We start from the raw sequence: 22,299 nt of genomic DNA, 5'->3' as shown, positions 1-22,299 counted from the left end.
CGCTCGACTTGCATGTATTAGGCACGCCGCCAGCGTTCGTCCTGAGCCAGGATCAAACTCTCCATAATAGAAGAAATTGATTTGCTCAATTCTTGCTGACTTTGAATCCGAAGATTCTTGTTTTGTTCACTTCACCGACGGGGTCGGATCCGTAAACGTATTTGTTAACGTTTTGCTGTTCAGTTTTCAAGGTTCATTGCGCAGTCGCCTTAGCGACAGCTTTTATATCTTATCATCGACAACTCTTCATGTCAACAACTCTTTTTAAAGAAGTTGTTTTTTGTTGTCGTTTTTTGTCGTCGTTCCCGACTGCTTACTTAATATATCATTCTAAAATTCCAAAGTCAACACATTAGATTAATTTCTTTTCAAAAACTTTTTTCGGCTCGTATGAGAATGACAATAGCCTTCCCGCCAATCGAGAAGGCTATTGAAACACTTTCTATTTAATAAATATGAAATACAACAAGAAGATTACCCATAGGCCATACATAATTGGATGAACCTCTTTTTTACGGCCGCTTAAAATCATTGTGATCGGATAGAAAAGGAATCCCATTGCGATCCCGGTAGCAATGCTATACGTAAGCGGCATTGCAATAATTGTAAAGAATGCCGGTACTGCTATTTCAAATCGTTTCCATTCAATGTTTCCAAGCGTAGACACCATCAATACGCCGACAATAATAAGTGCTGGTGCAGTCACTTCGGCTGTGATGACAAATAATAAAGGTGAAAAGAATAATGCAAGTAAAAACAAAAGACCCGTTACCATAGAAGCAAACCCGGTTCTTGCACCCGCTGCAACTCCCGCCGACGATTCAATGTAGGAAGTCGTTGTAGACGTTCCGAAAATCGCACCGGTAACAGTTGCAAGTGAGTCTGATAACAATGCTTTTCCTGCGCGCGGTAATTTATCATTTTTCATTAAACCGGCTTGGTTCGCCACAGCGACAAGCGTTCCAGCCGTATCAAAGAAGTCGACGAATAAAAAGGTAATGACAACAACTAAAAATTGTGTCGTAAAAAGGGAGCCTGGATTATGGATAAGTGCGTCAAAGGCTGCTCCAAATGTCGGCGACACATCCGGTACGCTTGAAACAATTTGGGTCGGTTTGTCAATAAGACCTGCGATCATGCCAATAATCGTCGTCACGATCATACCGTAGAAAATTGCCCCATTGATTTTTCGTACCATCATAATGACAGTAATCACGAGTCCAAATATCGCAAGCAATGTCGTACCTTTAGATAGATCGCCCAGTGTGACGAGCGTATTCGGATCCGCAACGATAATTTTCGCGTTCTGCAGTCCTAAGAAAGTAATAAACAATCCAATACCTGCACCGACTGCAAATTTAAGTTGTGCCGGAATAGCATTAATAATGATTTCCCGTAGTCCGGATAAAGAAAGGATAATAAAGATAAGACCTGAGAAGAGTACCCCCGTTAAAGCTGTTTGCCATGGGAGTCCATAACTTAATACAACTGAAAATGCGAAAAATGCGTTAAGTCCCATACCCGGAGCCAATGCAATCGGATATTTCGCGATCAATCCCATAAATAAAGAACCGACTGCCGCAGCCAACGCCGTTGCTACAAAGACGGCACCTTTGTCCATTCGCATTGCGTCCGGTAAATCTGGTATGGCTTCCAAGGATAGCATGATCGGGTTGACGACTAAAATGTATGCCATGGCTAGGAACGTTGTGATCCCGCCAATAATTTCCCGTCTATAATTTGTTCCCAACTTGTCAAATTCAAAATAATTTTTCATTCGTATAATGACCTTCCTTTGAATATAGATTGATGAAAGTGATAGGCATATAAAAATAAGGGAAGCAACGAAGTTACTCGTATGCTTCCCCAAAACTAGTCCAAATAAAAGAAATGAATATCTTTTACGCGGAATCGTAGTCGAAGCATTTAAGGTGCTCCGGTAGAAACTTCCAGGCCATATTCCCGGTATTATACGACTTACTATATGCTATTTTATTCCCACTCAATTGTTGCTGGTGGCTTGCTTGTTACATCATAAAGTACACGGTTAATATGCGGAACTTCTTTTGTAATCCGAGCGCTAATTTTTTGAAGTACATCCCACGGGATTTTCGCCCAGTCAGAAGTCATTCCGTCGACTGATGTAACCGCACGGATTCCAATTGCATAATCGTAAGTTCGTTTTTCATCTCTTACGCCTACACTTCGAATATCCGGTAAAACCGTGAAATATTGCCAAATATCACGTTCAAGTCCAGCTTTTTTAATTTCATCGCGAAGGATCCAGTCCGACTCGCGAACAATTTCTAGTTTTTCTTCTGTAATTTCGCCAAGTACACGAATCCCAAGACCAGGACCTGGGAATGGCTGACGCCAAACTATTTCTTCTGGAAGTCCAAGCTCAAGACCTAGCAGGCGGACTTCGTCTTTAAAGAGCGCTGTAAGAGGCTCGATCAATTGGAACTCCATATCTTCAGGCAAACCACCGACGTTATGGTGCGACTTAATCACTTCATTCGTCGATGTTCCACTTTCAATAACGTCCGCGTAGATTGTTCCTTGCGCTAAGTAATCAATGCCGTCAAGCTTCGCCGCTTCATCATCAAATACGTAAATGAACTCGTTCCCAATGATTTTACGTTTTTGCTCGGGGTCGGAAACGCCTTTTAATTTGCTTAAGAAACGTTCCTTCGCGTCAATTTTAATGAAATTCATATTGAACTTTCCGCTAAATGTTTCCACTACGCTATCCGCTTCACCTTTACGAAGAAGCCCATGATCCACAAACATACATGTTAATTGATCACCAATTGCGCGATGAATTAAAGCAGCTACTACTGAAGAGTCAACACCGCCGCTTAAAGCACAAAGTACTTTTTTATCCCCAACTGTTGCACGGATCTTCTCTACTTCAATATCGACAAATTTCGCCATCGTCCAATCACCTTTTACGTTACAAATCGTCATTACAAAATGACGCAGTAATTCTTGGCCATGTTCAGAACTTGCGAATTCTGGATGATATTGAACACCGTATATGTTCTTTTCAGCGTGACCGATTGCAGCAATCTCGCATGCTTGGCCGCCCGCATAAGCTCCAAAGCCTTCTGGCAGTTGAACAATTCGATCTCCATTACTTAACCAAACGCTTTGCTCTACAGACTGTCCGCTAAATAGCGGTTTCGTCGCGTCGACTTTAATCGACTCTTGGCTGTAATTGCGTTCTGCCGTTTTTTCGGACTGTCCGCCGAAATGGTTGGATACAAGATGCATCCCTTGGCAAATACCCAAAACTGGAATGCCTAGCGAAAAAATTTCTGGATCGATTCCAAATTTCTCTGGATTTTCCGCCGCAATTGGACCGCCAGATAAAATAATTCCCGCCGCGTGCATATTTTTAATGTCTTCGGCAGTGGCTGTGTGCGGATGAAGTTCACTATAAACATTCAACTCACGGATTTTTCGTGTAATCAGTTGGTTATACGGACTACCTAAGTCAAGCACAACAATTTTTTCCTGTTCAATAAATAAAGGAGTTGCTGACAATCGATCCACCTCTTCCTTTTTTTTCGATTATCCCCCTAATCAAAGGAGAAAAACGCGTTAGAAAGTCAGCTTCCACGCGTGTCGTTCTTATTTCTTTTTAAATCTTACTGCTAAAAAACGTAAAAATCAACCAGAAGTCCTGTTGATTAAATCTTCCCACACTTCTCGCAATTTCTTCCAATTATGATCCACAATATTCTTGCCATATATACCTTTCTCATAAGCGTCTGTAAGTATACGCATTTGATCACCGCCGAAATAATTGTCGATTTCCTCGGCATACGCCCTGAGCGTTTGTCCAGGGGCACGTGGATAGCCGATACGATCGAGCTGGCGCAGCAAACTTTTATATTGCTTTTCAAATGCGTGCCAATCCAGTTTTCCTGTTCGATGCATGCGAACGAGCACTGCTGGCAGCCATTTTCTCCGCAAATGATAAACCAACCAGCCAAAAATTAATATGGCTAAAATGATAACGACTGATTTCCACTTATTGCCACTCATCCACTTGCCTAAGTCAAATGTACTTTCGTTCTTAGTAGTCTGTGTTTTTTTCTTTTGCTGCTCTGGCTTCTTTTGTTCCGTTACGTTCGATTCAGTCGTATTAGCATCTCGCTCAACATCATACGTAACGTCCGCCGTGCTGCTAAATCCAATCGTCGGTTCAAATGGCATCCACCCAACATTCGGCATATAGGCCTCAACCCATGAATGGGCTTCGTTATTCGTAATCTGATAAATGCTTTTCCCGCCTTCATTTTTCACGATTTCACCGGGAGCAAACCCTTTTACCCAACGTGCCGGGATACCCGCAGCGCGCAGCAAGACGACCATCGAAGTTGAAAAATTATCACAGTATCCTCTTTTCGTTTCAAACAAAAATTGATCCACATAATCTTCATCTTCTTCTGGTATGGCAACATCATGACGTGCGTATACAAAGCCGCCTCTTTTAAAATACCGTTCAATAGCCATCGCCTTGTCGTAAACACTCTCTCGTTCCTCGGTTAAGGAGTTGGCAAGCTCGCGAACACGGTCAGGTAATTGATCCGGTAATTGTAAATAGGATTGAAATTCATCCCCCAGCGACTCGAGGTCTTTCATAGAAGTAGCTCGCAATTCCTTCAAGCTGTATGTCGGTTCACCGAATTCAATCGTCACATCTGTCAACGCTGCTTCTTCGTTCCCCATCATCGTTCGATAATGTCCCGATGATTGCAATTGATGAAACTGAACATGCGGGTCGTCCGTAAACACTTTTTGCATTCCATAAGGGTAGAGAAGGAATGGATACGTTTCAGTCATTTTCAACTGAGCTTCCTTGGTCTCATTTTGGGAATTTTCGATAGGCTCTCCCATTACATCTCCAGGTACGAAAACAAAGACTTCCTCGTCTTCCGGAAACTCCTGTTCCCAACCTTTTGAAGTATACGTATTTTTCGTTTCGATTTTCCAATATTGCCGATTGTCGACTTTTGCTTGGAAGACCGGTGTATCATCCTCTGTAAATGATCCGCCTAACCTTGTGTCATCCGGATCATAGCCGCTCGTTGAAACGGCGCTTTGATCGCCGTTTGCAGTTCCTCCCGCCATCGTTTTAATATACGGAACTGGATCTGGCCATACAGGATCATGCTGGGGTAGTACGCTTGATAACAAACCACCTAAAATGACAAAGAAAAGAAGTGGCAGAGAAATCGCAGCAAAGACACCACCCGGTATTACTTGCTCATTTTCAGCTGCGAATTTTGAAATGAACAACAAACCAAGCAGCAGTAAACCTACAATCATAATTCGTAGAATAGAACCTTCCGCCGAGTAAGCACTAAACGTATCAATAAATGAGATAAATAATATCGTCAGTACGTAAAAAAGTAAAATGCTTTTTCTTACTTCAATCCAATGTTGGATTAAATACGTAATCATCCAAAGGAGTAAGAAAAATAATACCGTTCGAAAGGAATCTGTAATTCCTTGCCAATCTCCTGCGACAATTGCTGCTCCATTTGAAAAAACATCTTTTAGTAAATGATGCAGCGTTTCTGTTGATAGTAAAAGTTGGTCTGTCGCGGTATTATGTAGCGCCCAGATGATATAGATCACTTTAATACATCCAGACAACCACCATTTGCACCGCAATAACGCAAGGACAAATGATAATACGATAAACAGTAAAAATAATGGCAAATAGCCAGAATCAGTTAATGCCATTACTGGAAGGAGCCATTCCCATAAAAGTAAAAATGCAAGTAAATAAAGAAAGGCAAGCAGCCGTCGATCCATACGTACTTCATTCACATTTACCGCCACCTTACTTTTCTATCCCAAATGCTTTTGTAAATTGCTTTCTTTCTACTACTACAATCTGAACACCTTGCTTTTTGGCATATTGAATAGACTGCTTGATCTTTTCTTGCAACTGTTTTTTGGATTTTACGACGACAAAACAATGAATCCGTTGTAAGTCGACGTCGCTCTGCAGTAATGTTTTGATTAAATGCTCATCGGGATTTCCAGTGACAACGACTGTGCTGCGGTCTTGTCCTTGCCTTCCTCCCGCAAATAGAGACGAGTCAAAACGCTCTGTTGCGGCAGGCTTTATTTTCGCTAAATGTACAAGCACTTCGTAAAATTCATTTTTCGATTGGACCTGAGGAAACTGTCCCCACTTTGAACCGAATGTGATCAATGCGAGATCTGCCTGCTGATCCACTCCCGTCTTCACCATCGAGGCAACAAATTCCACTTGCTCTTCAAATGTACTGGACTGTCTTCCATCAAACAGAATGACTGTTTTTTGTGAACGCGTTTCCTCAAACTCTTTCGTCATTAATGATTGTGTTTTCGCAAATGACTTCCAATGGATCCATGTGACACGGTCTCCCGCTTGGTAGTTGCGAACACCCGTCGCCATCGTTGTATCTTTCTGTGCCGCGAAAGGCGATACAACGGCTCCTTGGTCAAAGTCTGTAGATAATGGTGCAAATTGGACTGGCATGATTTTTGGATACACAAGCACCGTATCTTCAATAGGAAAAAACATTCTTTTTTTCATCCATCCAAAAAAATCTGTTATTTCAACTTCGATCCCAACTAATCGGTGCTCTCCGCGCGGCATTCGATCCATCCCATATTGCCATTCAAACTCTTTTTTCCATCCATAAACGAATAACTGTTTTGATCGATTATTTGCGATTGTTTGCACACTGCTATCCACCCACTTGTCCTTTACTACAGTGTAAAGTAGCGGGAAACGGTTTGTTCTTTTCATGCGAATCGAAATCATCAGGTTCCCGCCACTTTCCACACGCGGCGTTCGGATGGTTCGATCTATGGAGAGCCCCGAAAGTGGATAAAAGAATAAAAGAATCGAATAGATCACGAATGGCAAGATCATATAAAAAATTGTCCAACTTACTTTCCCGCCCTGAAACATCGCAAAGACAAAGGCGGAAAGAAGAATGATTACAACAAAAAGAAAACGTCCCCAAACGGCGAAAAGGTTTTTAACATTCGTCATTTTTTAATGAATCCTATCAATCGGTACACGCACTTTAGTGAAAATCCGTTCAATAATCTCGTCTGTTGTAATCCCTTCAAGCTTCGCTTCTGGCTGCAAAATCATGCGATGGCTAAATACAAATGGTGCTAAATATTGGACATCATCAGGCGTTACATATGTTCTGCCTTTTACCAGGGCATAGGCTTGGCAGGCTCTCATTAGTGCCAATGACCCTCGGGGGCTGACACCAAGGTAAACATATGGGTGCTCTCTCGTTTGTGCGATACAGTCGATCATATAGGACTTCACTGCTTGATCGACATTCACATCTAAAATAGCATGTTGAAGCTCAATGAGCTCGTCCAATGACACGACCGATTCTAGCTTTTCAAGCGGGGTATTTTTTTCAGCCCGTTCAAGCATTTCAATTTCCTCATGCCTTGACGGATAGCCCATTTTTAATTTAAATAAAAAGCGGTCTAATTGCGCTTCCGGCAATGGATACGTCCCTTCATATTCAATCGGGTTTTGTGTTGCCATGACAAAAAATGGCTGCGAGATCTGAATGGTCCTACCATCAACCGTTACCGACGATTCTTCCATTCCTTCCAATAGAGCGGACTGTGTCTTTGGAGATGTTCGATTAATTTCGTCCGCTAGAATAATATTTCCAAGGATCGGACCCGGCCGAAATTCAAATTCCATTTCTTTCGGGTTATAGATCGAAACACCAAGAACATCGGACGGCAGTAAATCGGGGGTAAATTGAATACGTTTAAAATCTGCCCCAATTGATTTGGAGAGCGCCTTCACCATCATCGTTTTACCAACGCCGGGAACGTCTTCTAGTAAGACATGTCCACCTGCAAGCAGCGCGGTAACGCTTAGTTCAGCGACCTCTCTTTTTCCGATTAATACTTTTTCGATGTTATTCAGGATTTCTTGAATTTTACCTGCAATGTTCATCTTAATCCCCCCGTTAAATGCACGAAATTTCAATCCTAAAAAATGTATCTTCATCATACAGGAACTGAACATTCGCCACAACAGCGGGCAACGATAATTTGATGGGCAATAGTTGGAAACTGGAGTAGGTTAATTGCAACACACGAAATTCGGGAGAACTCACATGCTTTAGGGGCAACTCACGACAAGTTCAGGGAAACTCGAGAGGCCATCAGGGAAACTCAGGGTGCATTCAGGGGAACTCGCAGCTTGCGGGCAGCTCACGACAAGTTCAGGGAAACTCGAGAGGCCATCAGGGGAACTCAGGGTGCATTCAGGGGAACTCGCAGCTTGCGGGCAACTCACGACAAGTTCAGGGAAACTCGAGAGGCGATCAGGGGAACTCAGGGTGCATTCAGGGGAACTCGCAGCTTGCGGGCAACTCACGACAAGTTCAGGGAAACTTAGGGTGCGATCAGGGGAACTCGCAGCAAGCCCCCCATTTCACACAAAAAGAGCCCCAAACGGAGCTCCTTGTTATTTCCAGAAATCATCAAAGATCGTAATTGGCATATGACGTTTATGCTGTGAGCGAAGATAATGATTTTCGATGGCCTTTTTTGCTTCTTCGGGAATTTCTTTTCCTTCCAAGTAGTCATCGATATGTTCATACGTCGCACCTAGCGCTTCTTCATCTGGTTGTGCAGGCTTCTCTTCTTCTAGATCGGCGGTCGGCACCTTCTCGTATAAATGAGATGGACAATCAAGCGCTGCCAGCAGCTGTCTACCTTGTCTTTTATTTAACCTAAAGATTGGCATAAGATCCGCGCCGCCATCTCCGAATTTTGTGTAAAATCCAGTGACGGCTTCTGCAGCATGGTCACTGCCGAGTACGACACAACTTTTCATCGCAGCGACGGCGTATTGCACTTTCATTCGTTCCCGCGCTTTCTCATTGCCTTTCACATAGTCGGAAAGGGTGATGCCCGCTTCTTTTAAGGAACGAACGCTGGCGTCTACTGCATCTTTAATATTCACCGTCAAAATGGTTGAGGGTTGGATGAAATCCAAGGCATCTTGGCAATCCTCTTCGTCAAACTGTTTACCGTAAGGCAGCCGGATTGCGATAAATTGATAACGCTCTTCTCCGGACTCCCCATTCAACTCATCCACTGCAATTTGTGCCAATTTGCCAACGAGCGTGGAATCTTGTCCACCAGAAATCCCTAGTACAAAGCCTCTTACAAAAGTATTTTTCTTCGCATATTCTTTCATAAAATCAACGGATTTCCGAATCTCTTCGTGTGGATCGATGACCGGCTTCATTTTAAGCTCTTTAATAATTTCTGCTTGCAGTGTTTTCATAGCTGCACCTCACCCGTTAATATATTCTTCCACTTTCTCCTGCGCTTCTCGAATGTTGCGCATTTTATTGTCCCAACATTTTTGGCTAAGGTCGACTGGATACTCTTCAGGGTTAAGTGATCGTTTATATTCATCCCATAGAAGAGCCATATTTTCTTGCGCATACTTTTGCATAGATGCAAGTGGTGGATTATCATAAATAACCGTTCCATTTTCAATCACATGAACATGTAAATCTTTTGCGATGAAGTTCGTCACAAACTTTGAAATGAAAGTATGGATGGGATGGAACATTTTAATGCGTTTTTCAGATTGCGGGTCTTCGTCGTGCAGCGTAATATAATCGCCTTCAGCCATTCCATTTTCACGATCGATAATTCTATACAGTTTTTTACGTCCCGGCGTTGTCATTTTTTCTGTTGTAGAGGATATTTTAATCGTATCTTCCATTTCACCTTTTTCATTTTCAATCGATACAATTTTATAGACCGCACCAAGTGCCGGCTGATCATACGCTGTAATAAGCTTTGTGCCAATTCCCCATATATCAACTTTAGCCCCTTGTGCCTTCAAGTTAAGAATCGTATATTCATCTAGGTCATTTGAAACGATAATTTTAGCATCTGGGAATCCAGCTTCATCCAACATCCGACGCGCTTCTTTGGATAAAAAGGCGATGTCGCCGCTATCCAATCGCACACCAATAAAGTTAATACTGTCGCCTAATTCTTTCGCTACTTGAATCGCTGTTGGAACGCCAATTTTCAATGTATTGTAAGTGTCAACTAAAAATACGCAGTCTTTATGGCGTTTGGCATATGAATGAAACGCCTCATATTCACTTTTATATGCTTGCACCATTGAATGCGCATGCGTTCCGGCAACCGGAATGCCGAATCGTTTCCCCGCCCGGACATTGCTTGTCGCCTCCACACCGCCAATGATGGTCGCTCTTGCTCCCCAAATAGCTGCGTCCATTTCATGTGCCCGTCGGCTTCCGAACTCCATGACAACTTCGTCTTTAACGACTTGTTTAATACGGCTCGCTTTTGTCGCAATAAGAGTCTGGTAGTTGACAATGTTCAATAATGCCGTCTCAATAAGTTGCGCTTCAACGAGCGGTGCCTCCACTCGCAGAATTGGTTCGTTCGCAAATACGACTTCTCCCTCAACCATTGAATAGACATCCCCTGTAAAACGCAGGTCTTTTAAGTAGGAAAGAAAATCCTCCTTATAACCAACCTCTTCACGCAAATACTCGATATCACTTTCACTAAACTTAAAGTTTTTCAAGTAATCAAGAACCCGTTCAAGTCCCGCAAATACCGCATACCCGTTCCCAAAAGGCAACTTACGGAAAAACAATTCAAAAACAGCTTTTCTCTCATGCATATCATCTGCCCAATAAGATTCTGCCATATTAATTTGATATAGATCCGTATGTAAAGCTAAGCTATCATCTGCATATTTCAAACCCATGAGTATCTCCTTCTTCCACAAGCTAAGTTATTAATAGTATACACTATTTTCAAAAACTTCGATGTTGAACGTTACGAATATCTCCTTTAATGTTTCACACAAACTTCACTTCACTAAAAGAAACCTTGTTTTATTCCCCTAGTCATGGTAAAGTTGGATAAATTGTTTTATTCGCACAACTTTATACTTTCACTTATCAAGAGAGGCGGAGGGATTGGCCCGAAGATGTCTCAGCAACCAGCCAAATAGGTATGGTGCTAATTCCATTAGGCAAACAATGCCTTGAAGATAAGAAGATTGAATCTGTAAACTTGGGAACCTTCTTCTTACACGAGAAAGGTTCTTTTTTATTACTCTCATAAAGGATGATGATCATGGGGAAACGTAGCTTGGATACGAGACTGGTACAATTAGGAAATCGCAGTGATGCAAAAACCGGAGCGGTCAACCCGCCTCTTTATTTGTCTACCGCTTATCACCACGAAGGATTAGGACTTTCAACCGGGTATGACTATACACGGACAAAAAACCCTACGCGCGCGATTTTAGAAGAGGGGATTGCAAACTTAGAATCCGGTGATCAAGGTTTTGCCTGCAGTTCCGGCATGGCAGCAATTCAATTAGTATTATCTTTATTTAGACCTGGGGATGAACTCATCGTTCCGGAGGACATTTACGGCGGTACTTATCGATTGCTTGCACAATATGCCGATGTCTATTCTATTCAAACGAAATACGCCGATTTTGCCAGCGTAGAAGAGACGGAAAAGTTGATTACGAGCAATACAAAAGCGATTTTCATTGAGACACCGACGAATCCACTTATGCAAGAAATTGATCTCGAACAGTATGCGGCTCTTGCAGAAAAACACCAGCTTTTGCTGATCGTTGACAATACGTTTTTAACGCCTTACTTCCAACGGCCTTTAGAGCATGGCGCACATATTGTTGTTCATAGCGCGACAAAATACCTTGGCGGACATAACGATGTACTTGCAGGTCTTGTTGTCGCAAAAGGCGGGGAGCTTTGTGAAAGACTTGCCTTTAACCATAATTCTATCGGGGCGGTTCTCTCTCCTTTCGATTCGCTCTTTGTCATTAGAGGGTTAAAAACACTTCACCTACGCATGAAACAGCATGATTCGAACGCTAAAAAGATTGTCGAGTACCTAAAAAACGAACCTTGCGTCACAGATGTCTTTTACCCTGGAAAAGGCGGCATGCTTTCCTTCAGACTGAAAGATAGTGCCTGGATCGGAACGTTTCTTGAAAATATACAGCTCATTTCTTACGCAGAAAGCCTTGGGGGCGTAGAAAGCTTTATTACATACCCGGCAACGCAAACGCATGCTGACATCCCACAAGAAGAACGTACGCGCCGCGGTGTTTGTGATAGACTGCTAAGATTCTCAGTTGGTGTAGAAGAAGCCAACGACTTAATCGCAGATTTACAACAAGTCTTCTCAAAACTACACGTTCCCGCTTTGTGAATAAAAAAACCTGTCATCCAAACTTGGATGACAGGTTTTCTTTTATGCTTGATAAAAACTAGTTGGGATCGCACCCATTGTTCGTTTATGGTACAAGAGTGGTGCTTTGTCCGCTTTTTCAATTTCAACGACTTCCCCGATTAAAATCACATGGTCGCCCGCTTCAACTTGCTTAAACGTTTTACATTGTAAGACAGCAAGTGAATCCTCTAAAACCGGCAAGTTCAACTCAGATTTCTCCCACTTACATTGCCCGAAACGATCCGGAGTTCTACTCGCAAATAATGAACAAAGTTCCCTTTGATCATCCGCTAAAATATTTACTGCGAATTGATCTGCTTTTAAAAACTGCTCATATAAATGAGCACCTTTGTCGATTGACCATAAAACAAGAAGCGGATCCAATGAAACAGACGCAAATGAATTGACAGTCATTCCCATCGGCTCTCCGTTTTCGTCAAGTGCTGTCACAACAGTAACACCAGTTGGATAGTTCCCCATTACTTCTTTATAATGTGCAATTTGCTCCATCTTTTTTTCCATTGTAGCAACTCCAGTATTCATATTTTTCTTGTTTACTAACAAGAGCATATCAAATCTTCACAAAACTTTCATATGAATTGTCTTTACGGTTGTGATGTACCTATACTTGTAGATTTTTTCCAGTGGTGACAGTCCGTTGCACACCATACACTAATACAAAAAGGGAGAATATGATGTATTTCTTGAAATCAATTTCGTCTGATCCGAAAGATTTGCATCGATTTATGCAACATTGGTCCACCGTACAACAATCACTATTTGCAGCTTTAATGGCCGCAATTGCTGCCATTTTGCAAGCAGCCGGCACCGTACTTCCCGGAATCGGCATATTCTTTAGCCCTTTTGCAACATTGCCCCTATTATTAAGTGCATTGCTTACATTTCGATTAGGGCTTTTAACGTATGTGATTACGGTTTTTCTTCTTTTCGTCATCGAACCGAGCGAACTGTTTATTTTTCCATTCACGACCGGATTACTAGGGCTCGGACTCGGCTGGACGTTCCGTAAAATGAAGCGCCGCTTTGGGATTATTTTGTTAAACGGCGTTTTACTGACGGTCGGAATTTGCTTCCCTTTATTTGTACTAGATTTTCCAGTTTTAGGCCCCACCTTTACAGCAGCATTCAATTTGAAATTCATTGGAAGCATTTTTGCTTTCTCTTTCATTTATAGTTGGATCTGGCTGGAACTTGGCGTGTTTTTCACTCGAAGAATTAAAGCTTCTTGGAGATGAATAAGAAAAAGCTAGTCCAAATGAGAATATTCATTGAACTAGCTTTTGTTTATATTATAAATAATTACGTTCCGCGGAATATGCGAGTGCGTCAACAATGCTAAAGAAGCACAACTCAACTTGTTGACTGCCCTTAATGTTTTTCACTATACAATAATGGTTATCCATCTTCTGGATTGTTAATTGTTCATTAATTTTAATTTGTTCCATGCTAAATCACTCCTTCACGTTCTCATATAATATACTGCCATAAATACTATATAAAAGTCAATCGTTAGTAATAATTATTATAATTAAGGTGAAGATTTAGTGAACACAAAGACAGCCCCAAAATGCCAGATGCTTTTGGGACTCTCTCGCTCTTCTTTACTATTTGTGTTAATCTTCCACGGCATCGTTCCTTTTCAACTCGCTAAGTTCCGCCGCAAGTTCATCTAGTTTTTCTTCCAAATCATTGACAAGAAGAATCTTGGCATCTAGTTTCTCTTCGTATTCGAATGATTTTGCTAATAATGTTTTAATTTGTTGTTCCAATTGAATCACCAGTTCCGAAGGCTCATCGGACTGTTTGGCATTTAATGTTTCAAGTTCCCGCAGTCGATTACTGCTTTGTTCAAGCTGGTTACGCAACTGATCGCATTGTTCTTTCAAATCTTTGACATTTTGTTCAAGTTCTTCGATTTTACGATTTTTCCTATCGATTTTACGACGCAACTGCTCTTTTGCCTTTTCAAATTGCATTTGGTTTTCTTTAGATAACCGCAGTGTACTCATTTGCTTACGGGCTTGGGCCATCTTTTCATGAATGAGTGTGGTAAGCTTCTGTTCGAATTGTTCAATTGTTGCTTGTTGAAGGATTAGTTGTTCATGAAGTGAAGATACTTGCGCGTCTTGTGTTTGGCTTCGATGTTCTTCAAGCTGATCGCGCAAACGTTCACTTTTTTCTTTCAAGCTTGATACGTCGCGATGAAGCTCTGCTATTTCCACATTTTTCACTGCTATTTCTTCGCGGAGTTGATGCTTTTCTTTTTCATGTTGGATTTGATCTTCTTTAGAGTTTTTAAACGTATCAATCTGTTCATTCGTTTGTTCCAGCTTGTCATGAATAAACGAGAATAGCTTCCCTTCAAATTGTTCAATCGTTGCTTGTTGAAGAGCCAGTTGTTCTTGAAGTGACAAAACTTGCGCGTTTTGTGCTTGGTTTTGGTTCTCCTCAAGTTGATTGCGTAAACTTTCACTTTGTTCTTTTAAGTTAAACACATCAATCTGAAGCTCTTCTATTTTCACATTTTTCCCTGCTATTTCCTCGCGAAGTTGCTGCTTTTCTTTTTCATATTGGATTTGATCTTCTTTAGAGTTTTTAAACGTATCAATTTGTTCATTCGTTTGTTCCAGCTTGTCATGAATAAACGAGAATAGCTTCCCTTCAAATTGTTCAATCGTTGCTTGTTGAAGAGCCAGTTGTTCTTGAAGTGACAAAACTTGCGCGTTTTGTGCTTGGTTTTGGTTCTCCTCAAGTTGATTGCGTAAACTTTCACTTTGTTCTTTTAAGTTAAACACATCAATCTGAAGCTCTTCTATTTTCACATTTTTCCCTGCTATTTCCTCGCGAAGTTGCTGCTTTTCTTTTTCATATTGGATTTGATCTTCTTTAGAGTTTTTAAACGTATCAATTTGTTCATTCGTTTGTTCCAGCTTGTCATGAATAAACGAGAATAGCTTCTCCTCGAATTGTTCAATTGTTGCTTGTTGAAGAGCCAATTGTTCCTGAAGTGACGAAACTTGCGCGTCTTGTTTTCGTATATGATCCTCTTTCAATTGTTCGCTTTGTTTTTTCAAATTCGAGATGTTTCGCTCAAGTTCTTCTATTCTCTCATTTTTCGATGCAATTTCATGACGCAACTGGCGTTCGTGTTCATATTGAACTTTTTCCTCATTAGATGCCCGCAACGTATCGATTTGTTTATGGGTTTGTTCTATTTTGTTATGAATCAGTAAGAGCAGTTTCTCTTCAAATTGTTCGATCGTTGTCTGCTGTTGGCTAAGCTGTTCACGAAGCGCTAAAACTTGCTCATTCTGTTGCTTACTTTCACGATTTGCAAGCTGATCGCGCAATTGGTCATTTTGTACCTTAAAGTTTGTAATATTGCGTTCAAGTTCTTCTATTCTTTCGTTTTTCAACGCGATTTCCTGATGTAGTTGTTGTTCTTTTTCAAATTGAACCTGTTCCCCATTAGATACCCGCAGCGCATCAATTTTTTCATTAGTTTGTTCTAACTTGCTGCGCATCAGGAAGATTAGCTTCTTTTCGAATTGTTCAATTGCGGTGGATTGCCTGCTAAGCTGTTCGTTAAGCGTAGAAACTTGCTCATCTTGTTTCCGTGTGCGGTCATTTTTAAGTTGCTCACTTTGTTTGCTTAAGTTTGAAATAGTCTCTTCAAGTTCTTCTATTTTACGATTTTTCAACTCTATTACTTGGGACAGTTGTCGGTCTTTTTCAATTTGAAGTTGCCCTTCATTGGATAGTCGCAGCGTCTCGATTTGTTCATGTGTTTGTTCCAACTTGTTATGTATGAGTAAGAGTAGCTTGTTTTCAAATTGTTCGATCGCCGTATGTTGGATGTTCAGTTGTTCATGAAGTGAAGAAAATTGCTCACCTTGATTTTCTCCCCGATCCGCATTGCGTTCTAGTGCAACTTCCACCTGTTTCGTAAGTTCCGCCAACTGTTTGTGTATTAGTTGTACATCGTTTGCAGAATTTCTTAATTTATGAATCGATGTGATATACTTTTTTCGCTGCACTTCATAGGTCTGAATTTTTTCTTGATACGCATTGGCCTCTACTTTAAATTCCTTCATAGACTTATAATATTTTTGCTTCAACACTTTTTGCTCTTTTTTTAATTGGCTATTTTCTTGTTCGAGTTGTTCAACTAGTGAATAGTAGTAGTCATCGTCTTTGTGCTTTTTCACTTCGTGTTTGTACTTTGCCAATTCCGCCCTTAAAAAAATGATCATTTGTTGCAGTTGAATGGGGTCGCTATTTTTAATGTATTCACTATTCACGTCTGTTCCTCCCGTCACAGAAGTTCCCCAAGTATTAGATACATGTTAACTGTTGGCTACAAGTTGATGACTACTACGGACATCAATTCTCTTTCAACAACGTGTTCAACTCTTCAAATTCCTTTTTGTGCTCCGCAATGACTTGTTCAAGTTCATTCATAATTTTCAAATGATCTAATGTTTCATTCGCTGAAGCTTTTTGTTCGGAAGCTTGGCTTTTCCTATCCACTAAAAGATAGCGCAGCAAAGTTTTCAACGTGTCACTTTCTAAAAAAACAAAACTCTGATCTTTGTCCTGTTTTCCTTCTTCCCGACCCTCAAACCGGTTTTCTATTAACTGGCGGACCACATTCGTCGCCGCTTGTTTTTGCTCTCTTTCCGATGATTCACCCATTTTCACCCTCCCGTATACGTACAGTCCCATTCAGACTAATCGGATTCATAACAGCGATGCCTTCTTTTATCTCATCACAATAGGTATAAGCCATAACACTTCCGGCATACGATTCTTTTGGAGACCATCGAATTTGAAAATCAGAGAAAGAAATTCTTTCACCTGGTTCAATAGATTGCTTCCCCAACGGCTTTAGCCAAAATTCCTCCTGATCTTCCTTGGCATTCATCCGTTCCCATCCATTTGCTGGCTTTAACGATTGTTTAAAATCTCCATATACATATTTTCCAGAAAAGGAAAACGGAGATTCTTTAGGCAGTTGAATGAGTATAACAGGATTCGTAATAACCTGATCCCCCATATTATGTATATGAAAAGTGCCAAAGCATATACTTTCCTCTTCTCCATCGTGTGCAATGTCTAGTGAGTACGTAAAATAACAGATGATCTGTGAGCGCTTAGACTGTCGCTGTTCAATGATCCATTTTTTCAGTTCACCAAGATAAGCCATCGTCTGCAGATGGAGCTCTGTAATCTTCCCTTCTATGTCATGTCCAGACATTTTCAACCTCTTTTCTAAAAAAATAAAGAGAGGGATTATCCTCTCTTTAAGATATGCTTGGCAATTCAACTCTATTCTTTTAGCGGCAATGGCCGAAGTCTGGAAAAACATGAGGACATTGCTCTGGACGTCCAGGTGAAGGGCAAGCCGTTGGTAAATCTTCCCTTGGCTCGCAGTAGTTAGCATGAAACTCAACAGTGACTGGATATGTTGATTGAATGCTCTGGCACGTTGTAACCGAGATGGCTAGGCCTGTAAAGTCAATCGCCCCGCCTCCAGTAACCAAAGTAGCAGTACCGACCGAGCAAATAAAGCACTCAAGCGACGTATACGTTACCTCAACGCTTGTTCCTTCTGGTGCACATAAGACGACTTGTTCGCAACGTGTAACTGGGATTTCTTCACTACTTGTATACGTTACGCCATTCGCCAATGTTACTGAAAGCGTAACGACAAAATTCTTTTGAATATGAAGCTGTTGTAACACGACAGTTCTTCCATTAATGGATAATGTGCGATCTTCGCGGCTTAAAATGACAACAGGAAAATCGTCAGCAGGAGTTACTTCACATTGGTACGTTGCGCCAGCGAGTTGTGCATCAGCTGGAAGTCCAGTAAACCCAATCGTTTCTGTCAATGTAATATCGAATGATTTTTCTTTGACAATCCAATCATAGACCTGATCAACATTTATACAAATCAACTCTCTGTCACCGTGATAATATTTTTCTTCCATGGTTTTAGACACCTCCCAAGTTTCAAACTTATTCGTAGCGTATGATGTTAAAAGTTTTGTGTCTTGGCGATTGCTGATCTTTTAAAAAATATTGTGTTTTTCCCGTAAAACAAAGAGTCACTTAAAGAGATGTGCACCAATAGAATAATAATGTACTGTAAAGGGGTGAAATCTAATGGCTAATGCCAAGTTGAATTTCGAAAATGACATAGAAAAATTAAAACAAAAAATCACTTCCTATAAAGAAACTTTAATATCGTTAAAAGCGGGAGATATCATTGATGATTATTTGTTAATGAAAGATGAACACAGCAGCCTTAAATCGAAAGCGGGAAATTTGGAGGGACGGACGGAGAAGATGGATGAAAAACAAATTATGCAGCATGAAGATTACGAACAAAAAGCAGAACATTTTTCAGTCCAATTAGAACAGCTAAGTCATGCAATTGGTCAATTAAATGAGGGGCTTTCATCGTTCACGACAAATTTGAACAATAAGGACAATCAGATTCAGCAAACAGAACGAACAGAATTGGGTATTACCCAAGATCCTTCTAATTTTAATACATCAGAAAAAAATAGGACGCCAATCAAATTACCAAAAACACCTTCTTTTCAATCGGATACATTTTTCACTTCCTATAATGAACTAAGGGAAGTTGTCAATTCCGCCAAAAACGTGAATGAGATTTCAGCTAGTCAATCACTTGACCACAATCTAGATTACAAAAATGAGCAGCAATCGTTACCCAACCATCGTTTCCCTTCTGCAAGCAATCTCCCACACCATACATCCAATAGATCTTTTAGAAACTTTAACGCACCTACAAAGAAACACATCATTCAGGCCGCCGCTCCACAAAACTTTTCACAGAACAATCACACCCAACACGCAGATGTTAAGACGAATCACACACCAAAAACGACTGTTGAAACTTTCAATAAAGTACATGCGATTGTTGAAAATGAAAAAAAGATCAATACGCCAAACATTTCGGATACAACGAAAAAGAAAGACAATGATGGCTTATCATTCTTCAAATTCTTTTCGAAAATGAATTACTTTAAAACACCTAAAGACTAATGCACAGATTTCTATAAAAAGTCGGGTATTCATCTAACCCTCGACTTAATAGATCATTAGGCGCCTCTGTTACAGGGGCGTTTTTTCTTTTTCAGGAGATTAGTTGCACTAAGTTCTTCGTTTCACAACTCAATTTACGGGATTTTCAACAGAAGAGACTAAATAAATGGAAAAAATTACTTTTTCAAAGTCGAATGCCCGTCCTTTTTTCCACTTCGTGAATGGATTAACAAAGAAAGGAGGTGATATTATGAATTTTCGACATCATGGATGTGGATGTAGCAGTAGACGTAGAAATATTAGCGCCATGGGCAATGGATCACTTGCTTGTAATCGCGGACCAATTATAGCGGTTGACGTAAATTGTCTTCCCCCATCGAATGGTAATGGTCCTACTCCTCCGGCAGTTGCTGGCTCCATTATTCCATTTGCATCCGGAGGTCCAATGATTTTAACTTCCCTTTTGGGAGGAGCTTTGGCAAGTCTGGGAGGGCTTGTTGGGTTCGGCAGTAACTTTGTCACGGCTAGTGCCCTAGGGCTGACGATTGACCTAGGTGCTGCTGGACTTGAAAACTTTGCTTTTGCTGTTCCTAGGGCAGGCAACGTGACAGCCATCTCCGCGTACTTTACAGCAGCGGCAGGTATTAGCATTCTCGGGCCAACAACGGTAACTGCTGAAGTTTATCGTGCACAAGCAGGGAGCAACACCTTCAGCCCTACAGGTGTTGCTGTGGATTTGGCACTTCCAACTGGCTTAGTTGTAGGTAATCCACCTGTTTTCGATAGTGCTTCGGACTTCAACGTTCCGGTAGCTGCCGGGGAGCGACTATTGATGGTGTATTCAGTGAATACAACTGGTCTTAATGTTTTGACGGTCGTGGCCGGAACTGCTAGCGCAGGAATTACGATCGAATAACGCAATAAGTCGACAGCAAAAGAATGTTCAATTCCTGGACAACTGTTTAGGATAATCAAACCGACTGCTTTCACATTGTGAAAGCGGCCGGTTTTTTTACGTGCATAAGCAATAACAAGTTCCAATAAGCTTAAAACTGTATTAGTATTTGTAATTTACCCCTGCATTTTTAGCAATCAATAAAAATAAAGAGAGGATCTTCCTCTCTTTGGAATATGTTAGGTACTGACGTTCATCATCATTAGTCTGTTTCAGTGGCGGCGATGATCAGTATCCGGGAAAATGGCTGGGCATTGTTTGGGATGAGTCGGCGCAGGACAAGCAGCAGTCGGAAAATCTTCTCTTGGTTCACAGAAGTTCGCTGAAAATTCAACAGTGACCGGGAATGTTGATTGAATGCTTTGGCAAGTTGAAACTGAGATATTAAGATCAGTGAATCTGATTGAATTTGGCGTCACATTTGGCGTACCCGCAACAAATTCGAGAGCTCCCGTACTGCAAACGAAACAATCTAAATCGGTATACGTAACTTCAACGTCTGTTCCCTCAGGTGCGCATAGTGTAACTTGTTCACAACGTGAAACTGGAATCCCCACACTTCTGAGTGTTCCGCCTGCCACCGTGACGATCACCGTTAGAGTGAAATTCTTTTGAATGGTGAGTTGTTGAAGACAGACCTTTTTCCCATCAATGCAAAACTCTCGATCTTCACGATTTAGAATGACGACAGGATCCATTGCCGCAGGCGTTACTTCACAGGTTACGACTGCGTTGGCAAGTGATGTGTCTGAGTGCAGGGCCGGAAAAGCAATAGCTTCCGTTGGGGAAATATCAAATGACTTTTCTTTTACAATCCAGTCGTATACCTTGTCAACATTTATACAAATCAACTCTCGCCCATGCCCTTCATTACATCTTTTGTCTTGCATGCTTAAAAGCACCTCCAAAGTTTTCTCTTTCGTCGTATCATATGATGCAAATGAGTTAGCGTCTGGGCAAAATTAGATTTGAGAAATTTATTAAAATGGAATCGTCTTACTATAGATGCTCATTGTGGATGATAATAACGACTTTATATAAGATCCCACGAATCAACAAATCGTGATCAATAAATTTATCGGATGTCCTGATAACCTGTCAGAACAGCCGTTTTTTCTTATTCTTCCTTGAGTTGATAGCCCGTCCGAGCCGTGATTCCTTGAATAGTATAGCAAGGAAAGGAGGTGTTATAATATGTCAATTTTTCACCGTAATGATGGATTTGGCGGCTGCAGTGGATGTGGTAGACGTAGTAGACGTCAGGAAGATCACCAGTGCACACCTGGTTTTACTTTTAAACCAATTGGTCCATTTACTGCGATTGACAGGAGGTCTACACAGAGTCCTTGTCCGCCGGCATGTGACATTCAAACAAGAACATTCACAAATCCTGCTAACATTGTTATACCTGACAGCGGCCCAGCAACGCCTTATCCATCACCAATCACCGTCTCAGGGATGACAGGTAATATTGTTCAAGTTACTGTGAGACTTATCAATTTAAGCCACGAATACCCAGACGATATCGATATAATGCTTGTCGGACCGAGTGGACAGAATGCAACCATTATGTCGGATGTAGGGGGCAGTGATGATGTTACCAATATAACTCTTACACTTGATGACTTGGCACCAACTGCAATGCCGGGTAACAACACCCTGTTCACGGGCACATTCAAGCCAACCAACGCCGGCGCTGTATTTGATAACTTCCCAGATGCCCCATCGCCATCTGGAGGCTCAATGTTAAGCTCCTTTAACTTTACAGATCCAAATGGGACATGGAACCTTTATGTCATCGATGACGAAGGTTCGGACAGCGGGAGTATTGCTGGCGGATGGGAGTTAACCATCACAACAAGCAACTGTACTCCGTAATATCTTCGCTCCGTACCTCT

19 protein-coding genes, 1 rRNA gene and 2 riboswitches are annotated in these 22,299 nt (G+C 41.3%); of the genes, 5 read left to right on the top strand and 15 right to left on the bottom strand.

Annotated features, from left to right (window positions below):
* The 8 genes from AU377_RS14860 to AU377_RS14820 all read right to left on the bottom strand — a co-directional run.
* Positions 1–68 (bottom strand): 16S ribosomal RNA (locus tag AU377_RS14860); the annotation flags it as partial.
* Between the two features lie 374 nt (positions 69–442).
* Complete coding sequence (locus tag AU377_RS14855) at positions 443–1,777, bottom strand: NCS2 family permease (protein WP_067408637.1); 1,335 nt, start codon at positions 1,775–1,777, stop codon at positions 443–445.
* A 117-nt stretch (positions 1,778–1,894) separates the two neighbouring features.
* A riboswitch (purine riboswitch) is annotated at positions 1,895–1,996 on the bottom strand.
* Positions 1,993–3,546: a glutamine-hydrolyzing GMP synthase gene (gene guaA, locus AU377_RS14850; protein WP_067408635.1), complete on the bottom strand. Its 1,554-nt coding sequence runs from the start codon at positions 3,544–3,546 to the stop codon at positions 1,993–1,995. (Overlaps the previous riboswitch by 4 nt.)
* A 126-nt stretch (positions 3,547–3,672) precedes the next feature.
* A complete protein-coding gene (locus tag AU377_RS14845; RefSeq protein ID WP_067408633.1) occupies positions 3,673–5,844 on the bottom strand; it encodes a transglutaminase domain-containing protein in 2,172 nt (723 codons plus the stop codon).
* A 13-nt stretch (positions 5,845–5,857) separates the two neighbouring features.
* Positions 5,858–7,066, bottom strand: coding sequence for a DUF58 domain-containing protein (locus tag AU377_RS14840; RefSeq protein WP_067408631.1), 1,209 nt, complete (start codon positions 7,064–7,066; stop codon positions 5,858–5,860).
* A 3-nt stretch (positions 7,067–7,069) separates the two neighbouring features.
* A complete protein-coding gene (locus AU377_RS14835; protein WP_067408629.1) occupies positions 7,070–8,014 on the bottom strand; it encodes a MoxR family ATPase in 945 nt (314 codons plus the stop codon).
* Between the two features lie 516 nt (positions 8,015–8,530).
* Positions 8,531–9,358 (bottom strand): ammonia-dependent NAD(+) synthetase, encoded by an 828-nt coding sequence (gene nadE, locus AU377_RS14825; protein ID WP_067408625.1) that lies wholly within the window; start codon positions 9,356–9,358, stop codon positions 8,531–8,533.
* 9 nt (positions 9,359–9,367) lie between these two features.
* Positions 9,368–10,837, bottom strand: a complete 1,470-nt coding sequence (locus tag AU377_RS14820; protein WP_067408623.1) for a nicotinate phosphoribosyltransferase — start codon at positions 10,835–10,837, stop codon at positions 9,368–9,370.
* A gap of 190 nt (positions 10,838–11,027) precedes the next feature.
* Positions 11,028–11,132: riboswitch (SAM riboswitch) on the top strand.
* 79 nt (positions 11,133–11,211) lie between these two features.
* Between AU377_RS14820 and AU377_RS14815 the strand changes: the two genes are divergently transcribed.
* Positions 11,212–12,327: a methionine biosynthesis PLP-dependent protein gene (locus AU377_RS14815; protein ID WP_067408621.1), complete on the top strand. Its 1,116-nt coding sequence runs from the start codon at positions 11,212–11,214 to the stop codon at positions 12,325–12,327.
* Between the two features lie 42 nt (positions 12,328–12,369).
* On the opposite strand, the gene AU377_RS14810 is transcribed toward AU377_RS14815, so the two are convergent.
* Positions 12,370–12,870 carry a flavin reductase family protein gene (locus tag AU377_RS14810; RefSeq protein ID WP_253724507.1) on the bottom strand — a complete coding sequence of 167 codons (501 nt, stop codon included), beginning with the start codon at positions 12,868–12,870 and terminating at the stop codon, positions 12,370–12,372.
* A 173-nt stretch (positions 12,871–13,043) separates the two neighbouring features.
* On the opposite strand from AU377_RS14810, the gene AU377_RS14805 reads away from it, so the two are divergent.
* Complete coding sequence (locus AU377_RS14805; protein WP_067408619.1) at positions 13,044–13,604, top strand: hypothetical protein; 561 nt, start codon at positions 13,044–13,046, stop codon at positions 13,602–13,604.
* Between the two features lie 54 nt (positions 13,605–13,658).
* On the opposite strand, the gene AU377_RS15590 is transcribed toward AU377_RS14805, so the two are convergent.
* From AU377_RS15590 to AU377_RS14785, 5 genes are all read right to left on the bottom strand, one after another.
* Entirely contained in the window at positions 13,659–13,814 is a 156-nt protein-coding gene (locus AU377_RS15590; RefSeq protein WP_156450464.1) for a hypothetical protein, read from the bottom strand.
* Positions 13,815–13,982: 168 nt separating this feature from the next.
* Entirely contained in the window at positions 13,983–16,670 is a 2,688-nt protein-coding gene (locus AU377_RS14800) for a hypothetical protein (protein ID WP_156450463.1), read from the bottom strand.
* Positions 16,671–16,752: 82 nt separating this feature from the next.
* Complete coding sequence (locus tag AU377_RS14795) at positions 16,753–17,064, bottom strand: hypothetical protein (protein WP_067408616.1); 312 nt, start codon at positions 17,062–17,064, stop codon at positions 16,753–16,755.
* A complete protein-coding gene (locus AU377_RS14790) occupies positions 17,057–17,626 on the bottom strand; it encodes a hypothetical protein (protein ID WP_067408614.1) in 570 nt (189 codons plus the stop codon). The genes AU377_RS14795 and AU377_RS14790 overlap by 8 nt, the downstream gene beginning before the upstream one ends.
* A gap of 79 nt (positions 17,627–17,705) precedes the next feature.
* On the bottom strand, positions 17,706–18,362 hold the full coding sequence (locus AU377_RS14785; protein WP_067408611.1) for a hypothetical protein: 657 nt from the start codon (positions 18,360–18,362) through the stop codon (positions 17,706–17,708).
* Between the two features lie 175 nt (positions 18,363–18,537).
* Here AU377_RS14785 and AU377_RS14780 point away from each other — a divergent pair, with 175 nt between their 5' ends.
* Together AU377_RS14780 and AU377_RS14775 are read left to right on the top strand one after the other, a co-directional pair.
* Complete coding sequence (locus AU377_RS14780) at positions 18,538–19,446, top strand: hypothetical protein (RefSeq protein ID WP_067408609.1); 909 nt, start codon at positions 18,538–18,540, stop codon at positions 19,444–19,446.
* Positions 19,447–19,696: 250 nt separating this feature from the next.
* Complete coding sequence (locus tag AU377_RS14775) at positions 19,697–20,362, top strand: exosporium glycoprotein BclB-related protein (RefSeq protein ID WP_172794074.1); 666 nt, start codon at positions 19,697–19,699, stop codon at positions 20,360–20,362.
* A gap of 251 nt (positions 20,363–20,613) precedes the next feature.
* On the opposite strand, the gene AU377_RS14770 is transcribed toward AU377_RS14775, so the two are convergent.
* Positions 20,614–21,291: a hypothetical protein gene (locus AU377_RS14770; RefSeq protein WP_067408605.1), complete on the bottom strand. Its 678-nt coding sequence runs from the start codon at positions 21,289–21,291 to the stop codon at positions 20,614–20,616.
* 304 nt (positions 21,292–21,595) lie between these two features.
* Between AU377_RS14770 and AU377_RS14765 the strand changes: the two genes are divergently transcribed.
* Positions 21,596–22,279, top strand: coding sequence for a hypothetical protein (locus AU377_RS14765; protein WP_067408604.1), 684 nt, complete (start codon positions 21,596–21,598; stop codon positions 22,277–22,279).
* Positions 22,280–22,299 lie beyond the last annotated feature (20 nt).

Source organism: Sporosarcina sp. HYO08, assembly GCF_001563475.1.
Classification (GTDB): Bacteria; Bacillota; Bacilli; order Bacillales_A; family Planococcaceae; genus Sporosarcina.
This window is presented reverse-complemented; position numbering and strand designations above follow the sequence as displayed.

Coding starts and splice junctions, on each gene's coding strand:
- AU377_RS14855 (WP_067408637.1), bottom strand. CDS start 1,777: ATGAAAAATTATTTTGAATTTGACAAGTTGGGAACAAATTATAGACGG.
- AU377_RS14840 (WP_067408631.1), bottom strand. CDS start 7,066: ATGACGAATGTTAAAAACCTTTTCGCCGTTTGGGGACGTTTTCTTTTT.
- AU377_RS14835 (WP_067408629.1), bottom strand. CDS start 8,014: ATGAACATTGCAGGTAAAATTCAAGAAATCCTGAATAACATCGAAAAA.
- nadE (WP_067408625.1), bottom strand. CDS start 9,358: ATGAAAACACTGCAAGCAGAAATTATTAAAGAGCTTAAAATGAAGCCG.
- AU377_RS14820 (WP_067408623.1), bottom strand. CDS start 10,837: ATGGGTTTGAAATATGCAGATGATAGCTTAGCTTTACATACGGATCTA.
- AU377_RS14815 (WP_067408621.1), top strand. CDS start 11,212: ATGGGGAAACGTAGCTTGGATACGAGACTGGTACAATTAGGAAATCGC.
- AU377_RS14810 (WP_253724507.1), bottom strand. CDS start 12,870: ATGGAAAAAAAGATGGAGCAAATTGCACATTATAAAGAAGTAATGGGG.
- AU377_RS14805 (WP_067408619.1), top strand. CDS start 13,044: ATGTATTTCTTGAAATCAATTTCGTCTGATCCGAAAGATTTGCATCGA.
- AU377_RS15590 (WP_156450464.1), bottom strand. CDS start 13,814: ATGGAACAAATTAAAATTAATGAACAATTAACAATCCAGAAGATGGAT.
- AU377_RS14795 (WP_067408616.1), bottom strand. CDS start 17,064: ATGGGTGAATCATCGGAAAGAGAGCAAAAACAAGCGGCGACGAATGTG.
- AU377_RS14790 (WP_067408614.1), bottom strand. CDS start 17,626: ATGTCTGGACATGACATAGAAGGGAAGATTACAGAGCTCCATCTGCAG.
- AU377_RS14785 (WP_067408611.1), bottom strand. CDS start 18,362: ATGGAAGAAAAATATTATCACGGTGACAGAGAGTTGATTTGTATAAAT.
- AU377_RS14780 (WP_067408609.1), top strand. CDS start 18,538: ATGGCTAATGCCAAGTTGAATTTCGAAAATGACATAGAAAAATTAAAA.
- AU377_RS14775 (WP_172794074.1), top strand. CDS start 19,697: ATGAATTTTCGACATCATGGATGTGGATGTAGCAGTAGACGTAGAAAT.
- AU377_RS14770 (WP_067408605.1), bottom strand. CDS start 21,291: ATGCAAGACAAAAGATGTAATGAAGGGCATGGGCGAGAGTTGATTTGT.
- AU377_RS14765 (WP_067408604.1), top strand. CDS start 21,596: ATGTCAATTTTTCACCGTAATGATGGATTTGGCGGCTGCAGTGGATGT.